Raw genomic sequence first — 17,167 nt, 5'->3', positions numbered from 1 at the left:
TGAAACGAAGTAAGATATATTGACATTGTTATGGTTGATTAGCGAGCACTCTCCCAAAGAATTCTTAATTTTGCACGCTTTTAGAATGAAATTTGAAATTCTGATTCATGAGCAATGCTAACATACAGCATTACCTCGAATACAGAACCGTCTTAATCTTTGAATAAAAATATGAGAACTAAATTATCACAGTTTAATTTTGAATTGCCTGAAGAACTAATTGCTAAGTATCCTGCGAAGGAAAGAGATGAGTCTAGGCTTATGGTTGTTCATAGAGATACTGGTAAAATTGAACATAAAACTTTCAAGGATATCATCGACTACTACGATGCAGAAGATACTTTCATCTTTAACAACACCAAGGTTTTTCCTGCAAGAATGTATGGAAACAAAGAAAAAACAGGAGCAAGAATAGAGGTTTTTTTATTGAGAGAATTAAATGCTGAAAATAGATTATGGGATGTTTTAGTAGATCCTGCAAGAAAAATAAGAATTGGTAATAAATTGTTTTTTGGTGAAGATGATAGTTTAGTAGCTGAAGTTATAGACAATACCACTTCTAGAGGAAGAACCCTACGTTTTTTGTTTGATGGAAGTTACGAAGCGTTTAGAGAAAAATTAATTGAATTAGGAGAAACACCTTTACCAAAGGCTCTTAATAGAGAAGTAGAACCTATAGATAAGGAGCGTTATCAAACTATTTTTGCAAAGAATGAAGGGGCTGTGGCTGCACCAACTGCAGGTTTACATTTTTCAAAACACCTACTAAAACGTTTAGAGATTAAAGGAGTGCATTTACCAGAGGTTACACTTCATGTTGGCTTAGGAACATTTAATCCTGTAGAAGTTGAAGATTTATCTAAGCACAAAATGGATAGCGAAGAAATAGAAATTTTAGAAGGCGCTGCTGATGTGATTAACAGAGGGATTTCAGAAAAAAGACGTGTGTGCGCTGTAGGTACAACGGCTATGAGAACTATCGAGAGTTCTGTGTCTTCGAGTGGTACACTAAATGATTATGCTGGATGGACAAATAAGTTCATTTTTCCACCTTACGATTTCAGTATTGCAAATAGTATGATTACCAATTTCCATACACCAAAATCAACTTTATTGATGATGGTTTCTGCGTTTGCTGGACACGATTTCATGAAAGAAGCATACGAAATAGCCGTTAAAGAAAAGTATCGTTTTTACACTTATGGTGATGCGATGTTAATTATTTAAATAGCTGTATTGATTATAAATTAAGCCTTATTTTTTAATAAGGCTTTTTTTGTTTAGGGCATTCCATCACTTCACTTACGTTTCGTGATGTCGTGCTTTTCGTTATATCTTTTACTTAAAAAAGTAAAAGGATGCCACTTCAATCACTAATGCAATAACTTTAGTTTTATAAGTAATCAGCATATATTATCAAAAATCCTTTCGTTACTTTTGCAACAGATATGGAGACTAAGAAGAAAGACATAAGAGCATTAACCAAAGAACAATTGCGTGATTTTTTTGTAACTCAAGGTGATAAAGCGTTTAGAGGGAATCAAGTTTATGAATGGCTATGGAGTAAAGGTGCTCATAGTTTTGAAGACATGACAAACATTTCTTTAGAAACGAGAGAGATGCTTGAAACTAATTTTATTATAAATCATATTGAGGTTGATCAAATGCAACGTAGTTCTGATGGTACCATAAAAAATGCCGTTCGATTACATGATGGTTTAATCGTTGAATCTGTCTTAATTCCAGCTAAAAATAGAACGACTGCTTGTGTATCTAGTCAAGTTGGTTGTAGTTTAGATTGTAGATTTTGCGCTACTGCAAGATTAAAGCGTATGCGAAATCTTAATCCAGATGAAATATACGATCAGGTTGTTGCTATTGATAGAGAAAGTAAATTGTATCACAATAGACCCTTAAGTAATATAGTTTTTATGGGAATGGGTGAGCCACTTATGAATTATAAAAATGTATTAAAAGCCATTGAAAAAATAACGTCTCCTGAAGGTCTAGGAATGTCTCCAAAACGAATAGTTGTGTCTACATCTGGAGTGCCTAAGATGATTAAAAAAATGGCAGATGAGGACGTTAAGTTTAAGCTAGCTGTGTCTTTACATTCTGCAATTGATGATATTCGTACATCTATAATGCCATTTAATGCGACATTCCCTTTAAAAGACCTTAGGGAAGCTTTAGAGTATTGGTATGCTAAAACTAAAAATAGAATCACTTATGAGTATGTCGTTTGGGATGGTATTAATGATACTAGAAAAGATGTAGAAGCATTAATTGAATTCTGCAAGTTTGCTCCAAGTAAAGTTAATCTTATTGAATACAACCCTATTGATGATGGTGAGTTTCAACAAGCAAATTCAAAAGCAATAGATATGTATGTGTCTATGTTAGAAGCCAAACGAATAACAGTAACAGTTAGACGCTCAAGAGGTAAGGATATAGATGCTGCTTGCGGACAATTAGCAAACAAATCATAAAAAAAAAGAGCTACATTAATGTAGCTCTTTTTAAATGTATAAAAACAATACTTATTGTTTTAAGATTTTAATGGTTTTACTACTACCATTAATATTTACAGTAGCTAAATATACACCATCTGTTAAGCTAGACATGTCAATTGCTTCATTTTGAGCAGATAACTTTCTAGAGATAACTTTTTGTCCAAGAATACTAAACATTTCAATTGAATCGAAAGGTAAATTAGAAGATTCTATTGTTAATAGGTCTGTATTTTTGTTATATGTATAGTTAAAGTTATTTGATTGAAATTCATCAACACTTAAGGTTGATATTAAACTTGAATTAAACATAAGTAAAAATCCACCACCTCTAGGACCAAATGAACGGTATCCAATATAGTAATCACCAGAAGTTGCAGGTGTAAACATATCCATCTCTTGGTAAGCCATTGTTTCTAGAGTTGCAAAATCTCCTTGTGTAGTGAATCCTGCATTAGAAAATAATGTAGCAACTACATTAGCAGTAGCTGATGGTCCATCTAGAATAAATGCTTCAAGACTAGCATTTGCAGTACCTTGAAGAACGTTATAAGCAGTAGATAATTGGTATGGTTCTCCACCATTTAAAGCCAAAGCAGGACTAAATAACCAGTCGTCTTTATTTCCACCATTTGTAACATCTGCTGGATCACCACTTGCGTTAGTTGCAAAAGTTTCATTAGTGCCGTCGCCATCTAAATCTAAATCCTGTTGAGAAATCCAAGCTAGTGTATCTCCATCAACATCTTCTAATGTAAAACATGAATCAAATGCAGTTGGATTATCAAAATTTTCATTGTAAGGTACTCCGTATGTTGAGCAATCGAAATTCGTTAAGAAGCCAATAGGACCAACTTGTTCACTATCACCAAGTCCACCAGTACAATTTGCAGTGATGTAAAAATCATATGCAGTGTTAGGCATAAGACCATCAAAGTTATAGCTTAAGTCACCAATACCATTTACAACTGTACCAGATCCTAAAGTAAATCCAGCAGGACCCCATTCTATATCAAATAGAGTTCCAGGACCATTACCATCTAACCATGCAATTTCAGCAGAAGTAGTAGTTATGCCTAATAATAATCCAATTGAGAAATCAGAAGGAGCTAAACACGCTGGTGTTGCAGATACTTCTACATTATCAACAAGTAATACAAATTGATCAGTTGAGTTGTTTCTAAATGCAACATAAATATTTTGTCCAGTGTAAGCTGATAAATCAAGTTGTAGTGATTCCCAATCAACCATTGCGTTAGGTACTGTAAGTAGTACATCTGTAAAATCAGCTGGGTTATTACCAGTGGTAGATACTCTTACTTCGTATCCGTCAGCATATGTAGCATCTTGAGCTTTTGCATCCCAGTATAACGTAGCATCAGCAGGTAAATTAATTTGTGGTGTAATTATCCAATCGTCAGATGTTCCAGCAGGTGTATACCAAGATGTACTTGCAACTGCAAATTCTCCAGCAGGTCCACCATAATTACCACCTCCAGTTGCAGATCCATCTAAGTCAACTTCAATCCATGCATCTGTAAATTCAGCTACATTGACGTTAGGTGTAAGTCCATCAACATTATTTAATGTCCATCCTGCGATTCCTGGACCAGAACCATCGAAGTCATCTTCAAAATAAATTTGACCAAACATTAGGCTTGAGGAAAAGACTAATGCAAATAATAAAGTAATTTTTTTCATAAGAATATAAATTTTGATTAATTAAAGTTCAATATACGAAAAATTAGAAATTGAATGGCTATATGTCAATATTTTAACTAATAATTACAAGTGATACAAAACAAGTCTAAGTTAATTAGTAATTTAGCATTTATATAATCTTACATTGAAAATAACAGAACAAATAAAACAACCTATAGCCTATGAAATGGAACTTTTTGAGCAAAAGTTCTTGCTATCTATGTCAAGTAAGGTTGCTCTATTAAATCGTATTACACATTACATTGTTAATCGCAAAGGCAAGCAAATGCGACCTATGTTTGTGTTTTTAGTTTCTAAAATGGTAGATAATGGTCAAGTAAGCGAGCGAACATATCGAGGCGCTTCTGTTATTGAGTTGATACATACTGCAACTTTAGTCCATGATGATGTTGTTGATGACAGTAATAGAAGGCGTGGTTTTTTCTCAATAAATGCGCTTTGGAAAAACAAAATTGCGGTCCTTATAGGTGATTATTTATTATCGAAAGGATTATTGTTATCTATCGATAATAACGATTTTGACCTGCTGAAAATTATTTCAGTTGCTGTTAGAGAAATGAGTGAAGGTGAACTACTTCAGATTGAAAAAGCAAGGCAGCTAGATATTACTGAAACAGTTTATTATGATATTATTCGCCAAAAAACAGCCACTTTAATTGCGGCTTGTTGTAGTCTTGGAGCTGCTTCAGTTAAACCTAATTCACAAGATGTTGATGCTATGCGAAAATTTGGAGAGCTCATTGGTATGGCATTTCAAATTAAAGATGATTTATTCGATTATGGTGAAGAGGCTATTGGTAAACCTACAGGAATTGATATAAAAGAGCAAAAAATGACCTTGCCTTTAATTCATGTATTAAATCATTGTTCAAAAAAAGAAAAATCATGGCTGATTAATTCCATTAAAAACCATAATAAAGACAAAAAGAGAGTAAAAGAAGTCATCGCATTCGTAAAAAATAATAACGGATTAGAATATGCTATTGATAAAATGAAAGAATTTCAATCTGAGGCATTAGAGATTTTAAATACCTATCCTGATTCTGAATACCGAAATGCACTAGAATTAATGGTGAACTATGTCATAGATAGAAAAAAATAAACTTAATATTTATACTATTCAAAGTTAATATCCAGACTTAAAATTGCTGAGTCATTGTAATCATATCCATAACATCTCCAAAATTGCTCATTGTCTAAGCCTGTATATTTCCAAGCAGTATCTCCAGATGGTGTAATTTCCCAAAAACCATAATCTCCTTCACAAATAAGCGTATTTCCATTCTGTAATCTATCAGCTCCACAAATTCTTCCATAAAAAAGGTCAGGATTGGTATAACTCCAAACCAATTGTGGTTCATTATTAATACCAGGAAGTAGGTTAAAGGTTGTTGGCATTTGTAGCTCATATACTGATGATTGACTGGTGTTACTGCCATTAACATAAACCAATACATTGCCATCACCTGGAACACCATCTTCTAATAAGTTTGGAAAGTGGTTATTATAAAATAAACGTTGACCTGCAGTATTATTATAAACTTCAGGGTTTCCAAATCTATAAAGCAAATTCCCTCCTTTATTATAGTTTCCTCCTAAATCTGTTGAAGCTTCTAAAGTAGTAGTACTATGATCAATTACCCATATCTCGCTATAAAAATTCACAGACATGTATATAATATCATTTTGTTCATCGTAATCAATACCATTCGCATGCATAATATCACCATTTGGTATCATAAAATAATTTAAGTTTAATAAATTTGGATGTTCACTTACCGAACCAAAATTAGGAAGATCAGAATGTTGATCTTGAATCATATGGTCATAGCTATTCCATTTCCAAACAATTTGATTAGTTGTTGGGTCAACTTCAATAAGTGTCTCAGGGTATATGTCTACAGTAGTGTCAATACCTTGTTGTTGTGCATCAAGCATGCTTACTTTTTCCCAAGCTAAAAACAATATGTTTCCATTGGGAAGCATCTCTACATCATGATGTGCTATATAATCTTCAGTAGAATAAGTGTATTCCCAATCTGTTGTGCCATCTAAATCAATAATTTTTATCACACCTCCAAAACCACCAAAAGTGATGTTGGGATTTGTAGCTTTAAACATTCCTAACAATCTTCCATCAGGCATAACTTCTAAATCGTTACCTAGGTTGCTGTCAAAATTCCATTCTTTAACTTTAGTACCAGATTTATCTACAAGATAGGATTTATTACCTCCGTTTTCAACGGCTAAAACAAGACTGTTTTCAACTAAATCACCATTGTATAAGTCTATATTTTCTGTTAATATTATATTCTCCTCTTCTTCCTGCATCATTAAATCATCATCATTTTTACAATTAATAAGTAAGAGTAAGAATGAGAAAAATAAAACTGAGTTAAAGTATTTCATAGCAATCATGATTAAATCGTCAACTAAAATAAACTATATTTTTCATAAATATAAATTATTGTAAAGTTTTGATTTAAAACAATAATTTAGTTTTTAACTTTGGATTTAAAGACGGTAGTTTGATTGTTCTCACTGGTATTGAATGTATCTAGTGTTCAATTTTTCTTGATTTTTTATTTTATTTTTAGATTAAGGCAACCATTTGCATAATAGTTGCGTCTTTATAAATAGAAGACTTAAATAAGCATACTTGAAAGTTATTCAATTACATAATAATAATACTGCACTTTTAAAAAAGGCAGCTAAAAACAATCGTGAAGCGCAACACGAATTGTTTAAGGCTCATGCACCCAAAATGTTAAGTGTTTGCAGATATTATATAAAGGATATTCAAAATGCTGAGTCTGTAATGCTGAATGGTTTTTTTAAAGCGTTTACGAATTTGAAGAACTTTAAGCATCAAGGTAGTTTTGAAGGATGGTTGCGAAAAATAATGGTAAGAGAATCTATTTCTTTTTTGCGTCAAAAGAAACACATTGAATTTTCATTAGAAGATGTAACTATTCCTCAAGATTATTCAAATAATATTAATACTGAAATTGAAGTGGCTCAAATTCAACAATTGATAGATGAGCTTCCTGAAGGTTATAAAATGGTATTTGTAATGTATGCGATTGAAGGTTATAAACATCATGAAATTGCGAATATGTTAAGCATATCTGAAGGGACTTCGAAATCACAATTATTTAAAGCACGACAAATGCTTCAGAAAAAAATTAAAGAATTAAATAAAACGAGTTATGGCACCAATTAAATTTGAAGAAAAGCTAAAAGATAAGCTCGAAAACCGAACGTTACAACCATCTTCAGATGCTTGGAATACTTTGGCAGATAGATTAGATGCAGCAGATAAAAAAAATAATAATGTTAGATTTTGGTGGATTGGTATAGCAGCTAGTTTGTTAGGAGTAATTCTAGTAACAACTCAGTTTTATAAAAAATCATCTACTATTGAAATCATACCAACAGTTGTAGATACTGAATCAAAGATTCAGAAAGAAGCTACTTCACCTTCAGAATCTATTTCTATTGATGAAGCTGTAAGAATTATTAAAGAGAAAAAACAAAACATTGAGATTATTGATCCAACTGAGCTTGTTTCATTGGAAAAACAAAAAGCCTCGACAGTACAAGAACCAGTTAAAAGAGAGAACACAATACAATCAGAGAAATCTCAAGATGTTGTTGCGAATTTAGAAATCAATAAAGCGAGTGAGGATACCAATGATACCATCAAGGTTTTGACTCAAGAAGAATTAAAAGTGATACAAGTTGTTGATGTAATTAAACAACTTCAAACTAATGAATCGTCAGTTTCTGAAAGAGAAATTGATTCACTTTTAAAACAAGCCCAAAGAGAAATTTTAAAGCAAAACATATATAATGAAACGACTAAAACAGTTGATGCCAATGCATTACTTCAAGACGTTGAAGTGGAGTTGGAACAATCATTTAGAGATAAAGTATTTGAAGCTTTAAAATCTGGTTACGGTTCGGTGAAAACTGCAGTTGCTGAACGCCGTAATTAATAATTTATCAAACAAAAAACGAACGGTTAAACCCAAACATCAATTAAATCACTAACATTATGAATACTATTACAAAACATGTAGTACTGCTAATCTTATGTCTTATAGCAAGCACAATCACTGCTCAAGAAGAGCAAAAAGACTCCATTGGAAATACAATAATTCCTTACAGAGCTAATGGCTTAAAAATCGATAGATTAGAAGAGACTAAAAAAACGATTGCTAATGAAGAACGTGAGTTCCTAAAGAAAGAAGTTGAAAGCATTAATGAGCGACTAGATAAAGGGGAAATTACCAGCGTTGAAGCGGAAGAATTTAAAAAAGAAGCTGCAATAAGACATGCGGCAAATATTGAAGATCGTATAGCTATTATTGATGCTAAAATTAATCTTCTTAAAAGAAACCCTGATATTAATGACATACCTAATGATGAAGATAATAAGATGTCTATAAGTATCGGCTCTAATGGTGTTTTAATCGATTTAGATAAGGGACCAAAGAAAGCGCCTAAATACGATATTAGAACAACTAATAAATTGTTATTTGCCATCGGATTTAATAATGCCATTGGTGATGGTCAAGATTTAAGTAACACACCATATAAACTTGGTGGTTCTGGATTTGTTGAACTAGGATGGATTTGGGAAACACGTTTGTCTAAAAACTCAAATTTTGCTAGAATTAACTACGGTTTTTCATTTCAGTGGAACAAGCTTAACTTAAAAGATGATTTGTATTTTGTACAAGATGGTGATGAAACGACAATTGAAGAGTTTTCAGTTGGACTTAGAAAATCACAAATTAGATTTACCAATCTTGTGATTCCTGTGCATTTTGAATTTGGTCCTTCAAAACTTAGAGAGTATAACAACAGAATTCGTTACTTCACTGATAATAAATTTAGAATTGGAATAGGAGGCTATGGAGGTGTAAGAATTGGAACTCAAAGAAAATTACGTTATAAAGAAGATGGTGATCGTGTGAAAGATAAATCGAGACGTAATTTCAATGCTTCTAACTTTGTTTATGGATTAAGTGGCTATATAGGTTTCGGGCAATTAGCATTATACGCCAAATATGATTTAAATCCTTTGTTTAAAGATCAGGCAGTAGATCAGCACAATGTGTCTTTAGGATTGAGATTCGATTTACATTAAGTATAAAATAATTATTAATTTGAAAGCTTCATTACTGATGGTAATGAAGCTTTTTTGTTAGCTAATAATACCCTAAATTTACCATTCAATTTTAGTTGCTAATTTGATTTCACAAAGATCCATAGAACAAGTGTTTGAAACTGCTCGCGTAGAGGAGGTTATTGGTGATTTCGTGCAATTAAAAAAAGCAGGAAGTAATTTCAAAGGCCTTAGTCCGTTTAGCGATGAGCGTTCGCCAAGTTTTATGGTGTCTCCTGTTAAACAAATTTGGAAAGATTTTTCTAGTGGGAAAGGAGGTAATGCTGTTACATTTTTAATGGAACATGAACATTTTACGTATCCTGAAGCTATAAAATATTTAGCTAAAAAATATAATATTGAAATAGAGGAAACTGAAAGGACTGACGAGCAGAAACAGGAAGCCAATGAGCGTGAGAGTTTGTATTTAGTAAATGAATTTGCAAATGACTACTTCCAAAAAGTGATGCTTAAAACCGATCAAGGACAAGCTATCGGACTTAGTTATTTTAAAGAGCGAGGCTTCACAAACGAAACTATAAAAACATTTAATTTAGGCTATTCACTTGATGAGTGGCAAGCCTTTACAGATGAAGCATTAAAAAAAGGATATCTAATAGAGTTTCTGGACAAAACAGGCCTCACTATCGTCAAGGGAGATAAGAAATTCGATCGATTTAAAGGTCGTGTTATGTTTCCAATTCATAGTATGAGTGGACGCGTTTTAGGTTTTGGAGGTCGAATTTTAAAAACTGATAAAAAAGCAGCCAAATACTTAAATTCTCCTGAAAGTGAAGTGTATCATAAAAGTAAAATTTTATATGGCTTGTATCATGCTAAACAAACCATTGCAAAGGAAGACAATTGCTATTTAGTTGAAGGCTATACAGATGTCATTCAGTTTTACCAAACTGGAATAAAAAATGTAGTGGCTTCTTCGGGAACTGCATTAACACCTGAACAAATTAGACTTGTAAATCGATTAACAAAAAATATAACTGTTCTTTTTTTTGGTGATTCAGCAGGAATTAGAGCCTCAATTAGAGGTATAGATCTTATCTTAGAACAGGGTATGAATGTTAAAGTTTGTACATTCCCTGAAGGAGAAGATCCTGATAGTTTTGCAAAGCAAAATACACTTGAAGAACTGACAAGCTATCTTGAGACGAATGCTCAAGATTTTATTCAGTTTAAGGCATCTTTATTGGTAAAAGAAGCTAATAACGATCCTATAAAAAAAGCAGAAACTATACGAGAAATAGTAAATAGTATTTCTAAAATTCCTGATCAAATTAAAAAGGAAATCTATATTCAAGAATGTTCTCGAATTATGGACATTAGTGAAGAAGTGTTGTTTAGTACTTTAGCCCAAATTAACAAGAAGACTACTCAAGAAGCAAACAAAACATTTAAAACCAAGCAAAAAGCGTTTGAGGTTGTTAAGCCTGATATCAAAGCACCCAAGGTAGATGTTCAATACGAGCTAGAACGTAAGATTATTGAAATCTTAATGCTTTATGGAAATAAAGTTGAAGACTTTGAAGATTTAGTCTTAAAAGAAGGAGATGATGGTGAGTTGCAACTTGAGCCAGTGGTTCACAATGCAAAAGTTTTTGAAAAAGTATACTTAGATCTTCAGGAAGATGAAATGCAATTTTCAAACGGCATTTTTAAGACTCTATATTACACATTGATAGATACTTTACATCAGGAACCAGAATTTTCTACACGTAATTTTGTAAATAAATTAGATCAGGATTTAGCTTCGGAGGTAACTACGATTTTAATGAATGATGAACGCTATAATTTGCATGACTGGGAACGTAATCATATCATTCCAAAAGAAAAAAATCATAGCATTTCTCAACTTGTAAATCAAACGATTTTGACCTTAAGATGTTACTTGATTGATAAAAAAGTAGCTGAATATCAAAACGAAACGCTTAAAGAAGATACAAATTCTAGAAGTATATTAGAAGACGTAAAGGATTATCTTGGGCTTAAAATGTTATTATCAAGAAAACTTGGAAAAGTGATAGGTGGAAAAGTCTAGGTTAACTCCATGTGTTTACCTTGATTGACAAGGTCTATTAAATTAGTTACGTTAAGTTTTTTGAATAATCTAGCTTTATAGGTGCTCACCGTTTTTTCATTAATACCAAGCTCTAAAGCAATTTCTTTATTTTTTTTACCTGATGATAATAGTTTTAAAACCTCGACTTCCCTAGTTGAAAGTCGCTTGTAGATTCTACTTTTCGATTGTTTAGTGTCGTTGTATTTAAGATGTTTAGACATCTTTTCACTTAAATATAAATCGCCTCTAGCAGCTAATTTAATGGCTTTTTCTATAACCTCAATAGATTCAGTTTTTGATACATATCCTGATGCTCCAGCTTTAATTGTGCTAATCGCATAAATTTCTTCAGGATGATAACTAAACATAATAATGTTAATAGTGCTATGTTCTTTTTTTATTGCTCTTAAAGCGGTTATTCCATTAAGTTCAGGAAGATCTATTTCAGAAATCACAACATCAACTGGGTTGCGTCTTACAAATTCAAATATTTCAACACCACTACCAACTGTACCAACGACTTCAATCTCGTTGTGGTCTTTGAATAATAGTTCTAAACCAGTCCGAATTACAGGATGGCTGTCTACGACTAATACCTTAATCATGATGTTTAATTTAGTTGGTTACTATGTGCCAGAACCTATATCGATTAAGTTCTAGAATGTGGAGACTACATTGTAAAAATAGAAAAAAAATCAGTAAGTACGACTTTTTACAACGATTAATTCATTGATTATTTTAAATCTTTAGGAATTTCGCAAATTGGAATGGGTATCATTTTATGTTGATTATTCCGATTGTATCGTGAAAATATTTGAAAAACTTCACGTTGCCTTCCGTCAAAATCATCAAGTAATTTACCGTTGTCTTTTTGTTGCATAGCCCATTCTAATTCTGGATATGAAGCGCCAATTTGATCCTCATCACTTCGAGCATCACCAAAGAGTCCATCACTTGGAGCTGCATTCATTATAGATTCTGGTACTTTTAATAATTCACCTATCGCATAGACCTCAGATTTTAGTAAATCTGCAATCGGACTTAAATCTACACCTCCATCTCCATATTTAGTGTAAAATCCTACGCCGAAATCTTCAACTTTATTTCCTGTTCCTGCCACAAGTAGTCCTAAGAGACCAGCATGATAGTATAATGTAGTCATACGTAATCGTGCTCTTGTGTTGGCTAAAGCCATATCAACAACACTTTGTTTGCCCTCAAGAGAGACTTCTGTTTTAAATTCCTCAAAAACAGGTGTTAAATCTGTTCTAGTATCACTAACATTTGGAAAACGCTGTTTTAATTGTGAAATGTGCTCTTCAGCTCTACTTACATGACTCTCTGCTTGGTGTATTGGCATTTCTATACATAAAACATCTAAGCCTGTTTTAGCGCATAATGTTGAGGTTACTGCAGAATCTATTCCGCCTGAAATACCAACTACAAAGCCATTAACTCTAGCTTTTATTGCGTAATCTTTAAGCCAGTTTACAATATAATTAGTAACTTTTTCTGTTTGCATTTTATTAGAATTTATATGAAAGAATAGTACCTTTGCAAAACAAAAATAAAGCAATAGCGTTAGTTATAAAAATTAATAACGCTTAAGTTTTTTTAATGAATTATGAAAAAAATTTGCTGTATTCTCTTTTTGCTTTTAGCTTATTATTCTTGTGAAAAAGAAAATAAAGTTGAAGATGAAATTTCTAAAATTGATGTCAATTTGTTAATTGAACGTTTTGATTTAGCATTTTCAGATGCAAATCCTGATGATTTACCAAAACTAAAAAAGACATTCCCGTTTTTATTTTCTAAACAAGTTCCTGATTCTGTGTTTATCTCAAGAATGAATGATTCTCTGCAAAAAGAATTATTACAAGAAGTAAAAACAAAGCATCATGATTTTTCTTCTATTGAAGGAGAAATTAAAGAGTTATTTCAGCATTTAAAATATTACGATATAACCTTTTCTGAACCTCGTGTAATTACTTTAACAAACGATGTTAAGTATAGAGATAAAGTAATAGTTACAGATACTATTGTGCTTATTCCACTGGATAACTACTTAGGAAAAGACCATGCTTACTACGCTAATATTCCCAAATATATTACGCAAAATATGGAGCCTTCTCAAATTGTGTCTAACCTAGCTTCAGATTATGCTAAGCGTTATATTTATCAGTCTTCAAAAAAAACGCTCTTAGATGATATGATTTATTTTGGGAAGCAATTATATTTTAAAGATAAAGTCGTTCCGTTTAAATCAGATGAAGAGAAAATAGGGTATTCGCTCGAGCAGTTAGAATTCGCACAATTTAATGAAGGACAAATTTGGTCTAATTTTGTTGAGAATGAATATTTATTCAGTACTGATAGTAGTTTGCCAGGTCGATTTATTGCTGATGCACCATTTTCAAAATTCTATCTTCAGTTAGATCGAGAATCGCCTGGACGATTAGGTCAGTATATAGGATGGCAAATTGTAAGAGCATATATGAATAATAATGAGGTGCCTTTTTTAGATATGATGAAAAAAGATGCTGTAGAAATTTTTAATAAATCTAATTATAAACCACCAAAATAATGGCTAAAAATCATACTTCCAAAATAGAACTAAGTGTTCAGCTTGACGAAAATAGAGTGCCAGAACAACTGCATTGGACAGCAGAAGATGGCGGAATTACAAATGCCGAAGCTAAAGCAATGATGCTTGCAGTTTGGGATAGTAAAGCCCAAGAAACACTTAGAATAGACCTTTGGACCAAAGACATGCCTGTTGATGAAATGAAATTATTTTTTCATCAAACACTGGTCGAGATGAGCAAAACGTTTCATAGAGCGACTCAAGACGAAAAGATGTCTGCAACTATGATGGATTTTTGTGATTATTTTGCTGAGAAATTAGAGCTTAAGAAATAACAGCTTATAAATTAGCTCTCTTGTTCGTTTAATGAACTGTAATATGGAACAACATTAAAGAATTTCGATTTTTTTACAGATTTATAATATTTTGAATTTCTGATTTGTTTACGCATGAACTTATTTTTATGATAGATTGCATAAACTAACAATACATTATCGCTTCCTACTTTTGATTGAAGTTCTAATTTGTTTTTTTCAATTAAGTTAGGTAATTCGTCTTTGTATACTAATTTCATGGACTTATTCGATCCAAAATTTGAATTACTCTCATAAACAACCCAGTAGTATTTTACATTAATTTTTCTATTTTTTTTCTTGTTTTTATATTTTCGCTTTGATGAAGAAAGTGCTTCATCTGAAATATCAATGTCATAATCAGATGTGATTTTAAAAACTTTTTTTAATTTAAATTTTGGTTGTTTAGTGTTTAATTCATAATTATTAGTTTTCCTTAAGTACATAATAATGTTCTTCCTGCCTAATTTGGCTTGAACAATAAAATCACCAAAAGGCAATGCACTTAAATCAATTTTAGTTGAATTACTGTTAACATCAATACTTTCCGCAAAGTCCTCATTGAAAATATCTACATGACTTATTATTTTCTTTGAGCTTTTTAAAATAAGACTATCTCTGTTTTTGTTGAGATTTTGTTCTAATGTTCTAGCTCTGCTATTTATATTTTTTTGAAAAATTATTTTCTGTCCATAAGTGATTGTTGTTAGTAAAGAAAATATGACGAGTAGTAAATTTTTAACCATCTGTTTTTTTGGGTTGAATATGAATATTTTTGTTGATACAAAACTACTTCATTTTTAATTCCTTGAAGCATAAACAGGAACGACATTAAAAAACTCTGAATCCTCAGATTTGTAATAAACAGGGTTTCTTAATTGCTTGGTCATAAATTGTGATCTGTTATAAATCTCATAAACAAGCAACTTATTATTCTTTCCAACATCTGATTTTAACTCTATCTTAGTTTTAGCAATTAGTCTAGCGACGTCTTCTTTATATTCTAGTCGCATAGATTTATTTGATCCAAAATTAGAGTTGCTTTCAGATACGACCCAATAATAAGCAGAGTTATCCTTTTTTATGACTTTACTGGTCTTAAAATTAGACTTTATATCAGACTTGTTTAAGATTTTTTCTTTTCGATCTAGTGTAGCGATTTTAGCATCTTTATTTGTTTGAATTATAAAATTTGTTTTTAGCAATTCATTTTTTTCCATTTGGTTAGAAGATATGGTTTTTGAATCCTCATTTTTTTCCAAATACATTATTATCCAATGTTTATTTATATTGGCTTGAATTACATAATCTCCAGCAGGTAAGTTATTGAGATCTATAGCTGTTTTGTTACTGTTAACATCTATGCTTTTTGAAAAGTCGTTATTAAAAATATCTATTTTTAATATTTTCTCGACTTTACTCTCTAAAATAAGACTATCACGATCTTTGTTTAGATGTTGAAGTAATGTGCTAGCTCTGTAATTTACATTCTTGTGAAAGGTGATTTCTTGTCCATAACTGAGTATAGAATATAGCATGACTGCTAAAATGTAGGTGGTTTTAGGCATGATTTGGTATATTTGGGTAGTCGAAATTACTTAAATATTTTTAGATAAACTAATCTTAAAACATCTTTTTGACGATATAGTGCTTGCAAACAAGGATTAAGTGCATAAAATAAAGAAATTACTTACAAATTTTAAAATATCAAATTAGTATAAGTAAAAGCCTCTATTTTAGTTTATAGAGTAGAACTGTTTTCTTTTTTAATATCTGATATATAAAAAGGTTCAGAATTAAAAAAATTAGATTTCTCTTTTGATTGATAATATTCAGGATTCCTGAATTGTTTATTCATAAATTTAGACTTGTTGTAAATTGCGTATACAATAAGTGTATTGTCTTTGCCTACTTTAGATTGCAATTCTAATTTGTTTTTTGATATCAATTTATCAATATCATTTTTGTGTTCTAATCTCATAGATTTTCGGGAACCAAAGTTAGAATTGCTCTCGGTAACAACCCAATAATAAGAAGCAAATTTATTATTTGATGCATGTTTAGCATCTAAACTCTCATAGTTACTACGTAGTGTATTTTGTTCTGAAACTGAATTGTTCCAACCCTGATTTTTTTCTAGATACATTACAATCAATTTTTTGTTCACTTTAGCTTGAATAACAAAATTGCCTAGTGGTAATTTTTTAAGATCAATTTTAGTTTTATTGTTGTTTACATTAATACGTTCTGAGAAATCCTCGTTGAAAATATCTACGAGTTGAATGTGTTCGTTTTGGCTTTCTAGCAACAGACTATCTCTATTGTTATTTAAACTTTGAAGTAATACACTCGCTCTGGAATTAGTATTCTTCTGAAAATTAATTTGTTGACCATAGGCTACTATGGATGACATAATCAAAATTATTATTGATAAGGACAATTTTTTGTTCATTGCGTTAGATTTGTAATTGAGGGTTACAATTCTTAAAAAGAATTAATTAATTTATATCTGCTTTATTAAGACACTAACATCTCTAATAGGTCACAATTAAATAGTGCTAATTGATGAATTTGTTCTTTAAAACGATTTTAATATTTAAATTAGCCTATGCGAAAAATTCTATTCGGTGTAATTATTACATTAATTGTACTTTTTACTTTTAAATATTGTGGAGATCAAAAGGAAGGAGAAATAATTCTTCAAGAAAACTCAGCGCTTATTCAAAAGCAGATTAAAAATGTTGGTAAATT

Annotated in this window: 16 protein-coding genes; 9 read left to right on the top strand and 7 right to left on the bottom strand. The window is 31.4% G+C overall.

Annotated features, from left to right (window positions below; genetic code table 11):
• Window positions 1–171: 171 nt before the first annotated feature.
• Together queA and rlmN are read left to right on the top strand one after the other, a co-directional pair.
• The gene (queA, locus tag AB8B90_RS01570; RefSeq protein WP_405332988.1) at window positions 172–1,227 is read left to right on the top strand and encodes a tRNA preQ1(34) S-adenosylmethionine ribosyltransferase-isomerase QueA; all 1,056 of its coding nucleotides are present in this window, start codon (window positions 172–174) and stop codon (window positions 1,225–1,227) included.
• Window positions 1,228–1,448: 221 nt separating this feature from the next.
• Complete coding sequence (gene rlmN, locus AB8B90_RS01565) at window positions 1,449–2,489, top strand: 23S rRNA (adenine(2503)-C(2))-methyltransferase RlmN (RefSeq protein WP_405332986.1); 1,041 nt, start codon at window positions 1,449–1,451, stop codon at window positions 2,487–2,489.
• Between the two features lie 51 nt (window positions 2,490–2,540).
• Here rlmN and AB8B90_RS01560 read toward each other — a convergent pair whose 3' ends face one another.
• Entirely contained in the window at window positions 2,541–4,211 is a 1,671-nt protein-coding gene (locus AB8B90_RS01560) for a choice-of-anchor J domain-containing protein (RefSeq protein WP_405332984.1), read from the bottom strand.
• 145 nt (window positions 4,212–4,356) lie between these two features.
• Between AB8B90_RS01560 and AB8B90_RS01555 the strand changes: the two genes are divergently transcribed.
• Window positions 4,357–5,334 carry a polyprenyl synthetase family protein gene (locus tag AB8B90_RS01555; RefSeq protein WP_405332982.1) on the top strand — a complete coding sequence of 326 codons (978 nt, stop codon included), beginning with the start codon at window positions 4,357–4,359 and terminating at the stop codon, window positions 5,332–5,334.
• A gap of 14 nt (window positions 5,335–5,348) precedes the next feature.
• Here AB8B90_RS01555 and AB8B90_RS01550 read toward each other — a convergent pair whose 3' ends face one another.
• On the bottom strand, window positions 5,349–6,641 hold the full coding sequence (locus tag AB8B90_RS01550) for an aryl-sulfate sulfotransferase (RefSeq protein ID WP_405332980.1): 1,293 nt from the start codon (window positions 6,639–6,641) through the stop codon (window positions 5,349–5,351).
• Window positions 6,642–6,891: 250 nt separating this feature from the next.
• Between AB8B90_RS01550 and AB8B90_RS01545 the strand changes: the two genes are divergently transcribed.
• The 4 genes from AB8B90_RS01545 to dnaG all read left to right on the top strand — a co-directional run bounded on the left by AB8B90_RS01545 (window position 6,892) and on the right by dnaG (window position 11,458).
• Window positions 6,892–7,455, top strand: coding sequence for an RNA polymerase sigma factor (locus AB8B90_RS01545; RefSeq protein WP_405332978.1), 564 nt, complete (start codon window positions 6,892–6,894; stop codon window positions 7,453–7,455).
• Window positions 7,442–8,230: a hypothetical protein gene (locus tag AB8B90_RS01540; RefSeq protein WP_405332976.1), complete on the top strand. Its 789-nt coding sequence runs from the start codon at window positions 7,442–7,444 to the stop codon at window positions 8,228–8,230. Before AB8B90_RS01545 ends, AB8B90_RS01540 begins: the two co-directional genes overlap by 14 nt.
• A 59-nt stretch (window positions 8,231–8,289) precedes the next feature.
• Window positions 8,290–9,387, top strand: a complete 1,098-nt coding sequence (locus AB8B90_RS01535) for a hypothetical protein (RefSeq protein ID WP_405332974.1) — start codon at window positions 8,290–8,292, stop codon at window positions 9,385–9,387.
• Window positions 9,388–9,490: 103 nt separating this feature from the next.
• Window positions 9,491–11,458 carry a DNA primase gene (dnaG, locus tag AB8B90_RS01530; protein ID WP_405332972.1) on the top strand — a complete coding sequence of 656 codons (1,968 nt, stop codon included), beginning with the start codon at window positions 9,491–9,493 and terminating at the stop codon, window positions 11,456–11,458.
• Here dnaG and AB8B90_RS01525 read toward each other — a convergent pair.
• Together AB8B90_RS01525 and nadE are read right to left on the bottom strand one after the other, a co-directional pair.
• On the bottom strand, window positions 11,455–12,084 hold the full coding sequence (locus AB8B90_RS01525; RefSeq protein ID WP_405332970.1) for a response regulator: 630 nt from the start codon (window positions 12,082–12,084) through the stop codon (window positions 11,455–11,457). The genes dnaG and AB8B90_RS01525 overlap by 4 nt on opposite strands.
• A 128-nt stretch (window positions 12,085–12,212) precedes the next feature.
• Window positions 12,213–13,001: an NAD(+) synthase gene (nadE, locus tag AB8B90_RS01520; protein WP_405332968.1), complete on the bottom strand. Its 789-nt coding sequence runs from the start codon at window positions 12,999–13,001 to the stop codon at window positions 12,213–12,215.
• Window positions 13,002–13,103: 102 nt separating this feature from the next.
• Here nadE and gldB point away from each other — a divergent pair, with 102 nt between their 5' ends.
• Window positions 13,104–14,063: a gliding motility lipoprotein GldB gene (gldB, locus tag AB8B90_RS01515; RefSeq protein ID WP_405332966.1), complete on the top strand. Its 960-nt coding sequence runs from the start codon at window positions 13,104–13,106 to the stop codon at window positions 14,061–14,063.
• Window positions 14,063–14,398 (top strand): gliding motility protein GldC, encoded by a 336-nt coding sequence (gldC, locus tag AB8B90_RS01510; protein ID WP_405332964.1) that lies wholly within the window; start codon window positions 14,063–14,065, stop codon window positions 14,396–14,398. The genes gldB and gldC overlap by 1 nt, the downstream gene beginning before the upstream one ends.
• An 11-nt stretch (window positions 14,399–14,409) precedes the next feature.
• Here gldC and AB8B90_RS01505 read toward each other — a convergent pair whose 3' ends face one another.
• The 3 genes from AB8B90_RS01505 to AB8B90_RS01495 form a co-directional block, all read right to left on the bottom strand.
• Complete coding sequence (locus tag AB8B90_RS01505; protein WP_405332962.1) at window positions 14,410–15,162, bottom strand: hypothetical protein; 753 nt, start codon at window positions 15,160–15,162, stop codon at window positions 14,410–14,412.
• Window positions 15,163–15,216: 54 nt separating this feature from the next.
• A complete protein-coding gene (locus AB8B90_RS01500) occupies window positions 15,217–15,984 on the bottom strand; it encodes a hypothetical protein (RefSeq protein ID WP_405332960.1) in 768 nt (255 codons plus the stop codon).
• A gap of 173 nt (window positions 15,985–16,157) precedes the next feature.
• Window positions 16,158–16,829, bottom strand: a complete 672-nt coding sequence (locus AB8B90_RS01495) for a hypothetical protein (RefSeq protein WP_405332958.1) — start codon at window positions 16,827–16,829, stop codon at window positions 16,158–16,160.
• Window positions 16,830–17,167: the final 338 nt, after the last annotated feature.

Source organism: Psychroserpens sp. (assembly GCF_045105015.1).
GTDB lineage: Bacteria > Bacteroidota > Bacteroidia > Flavobacteriales > Flavobacteriaceae > Psychroserpens.
Note: the sequence above shows the minus strand (reverse complement) of the source record. Positions and strands in the feature narration are given on the sequence as shown.

Coding starts and splice junctions, on each gene's coding strand:
- AB8B90_RS01560 (WP_405332984.1), bottom strand. CDS start 4,211: ATGAAAAAAATTACTTTATTATTTGCATTAGTCTTTTCCTCAAGCCTA.
- rlmN (WP_405332986.1), top strand. CDS start 1,449: ATGGAGACTAAGAAGAAAGACATAAGAGCATTAACCAAAGAACAATTG.
- AB8B90_RS01550 (WP_405332980.1), bottom strand. CDS start 6,641: ATGAAATACTTTAACTCAGTTTTATTTTTCTCATTCTTACTCTTACTT.
- AB8B90_RS01535 (WP_405332974.1), top strand. CDS start 8,290: ATGAATACTATTACAAAACATGTAGTACTGCTAATCTTATGTCTTATA.
- gldB (WP_405332966.1), top strand. CDS start 13,104: ATGAAAAAAATTTGCTGTATTCTCTTTTTGCTTTTAGCTTATTATTCT.
- AB8B90_RS01540 (WP_405332976.1), top strand. CDS start 7,442: ATGGCACCAATTAAATTTGAAGAAAAGCTAAAAGATAAGCTCGAAAAC.
- AB8B90_RS01500 (WP_405332960.1), bottom strand. CDS start 15,984: ATGCCTAAAACCACCTACATTTTAGCAGTCATGCTATATTCTATACTC.
- gldC (WP_405332964.1), top strand. CDS start 14,063: ATGGCTAAAAATCATACTTCCAAAATAGAACTAAGTGTTCAGCTTGAC.
- queA (WP_405332988.1), top strand. CDS start 172: ATGAGAACTAAATTATCACAGTTTAATTTTGAATTGCCTGAAGAACTA.
- AB8B90_RS01505 (WP_405332962.1), bottom strand. CDS start 15,162: ATGGTTAAAAATTTACTACTCGTCATATTTTCTTTACTAACAACAATC.
- AB8B90_RS01525 (WP_405332970.1), bottom strand. CDS start 12,084: ATGATTAAGGTATTAGTCGTAGACAGCCATCCTGTAATTCGGACTGGT.
- AB8B90_RS01495 (WP_405332958.1), bottom strand. CDS start 16,829: ATGTCATCCATAGTAGCCTATGGTCAACAAATTAATTTTCAGAAGAAT.
- nadE (WP_405332968.1), bottom strand. CDS start 13,001: ATGCAAACAGAAAAAGTTACTAATTATATTGTAAACTGGCTTAAAGAT.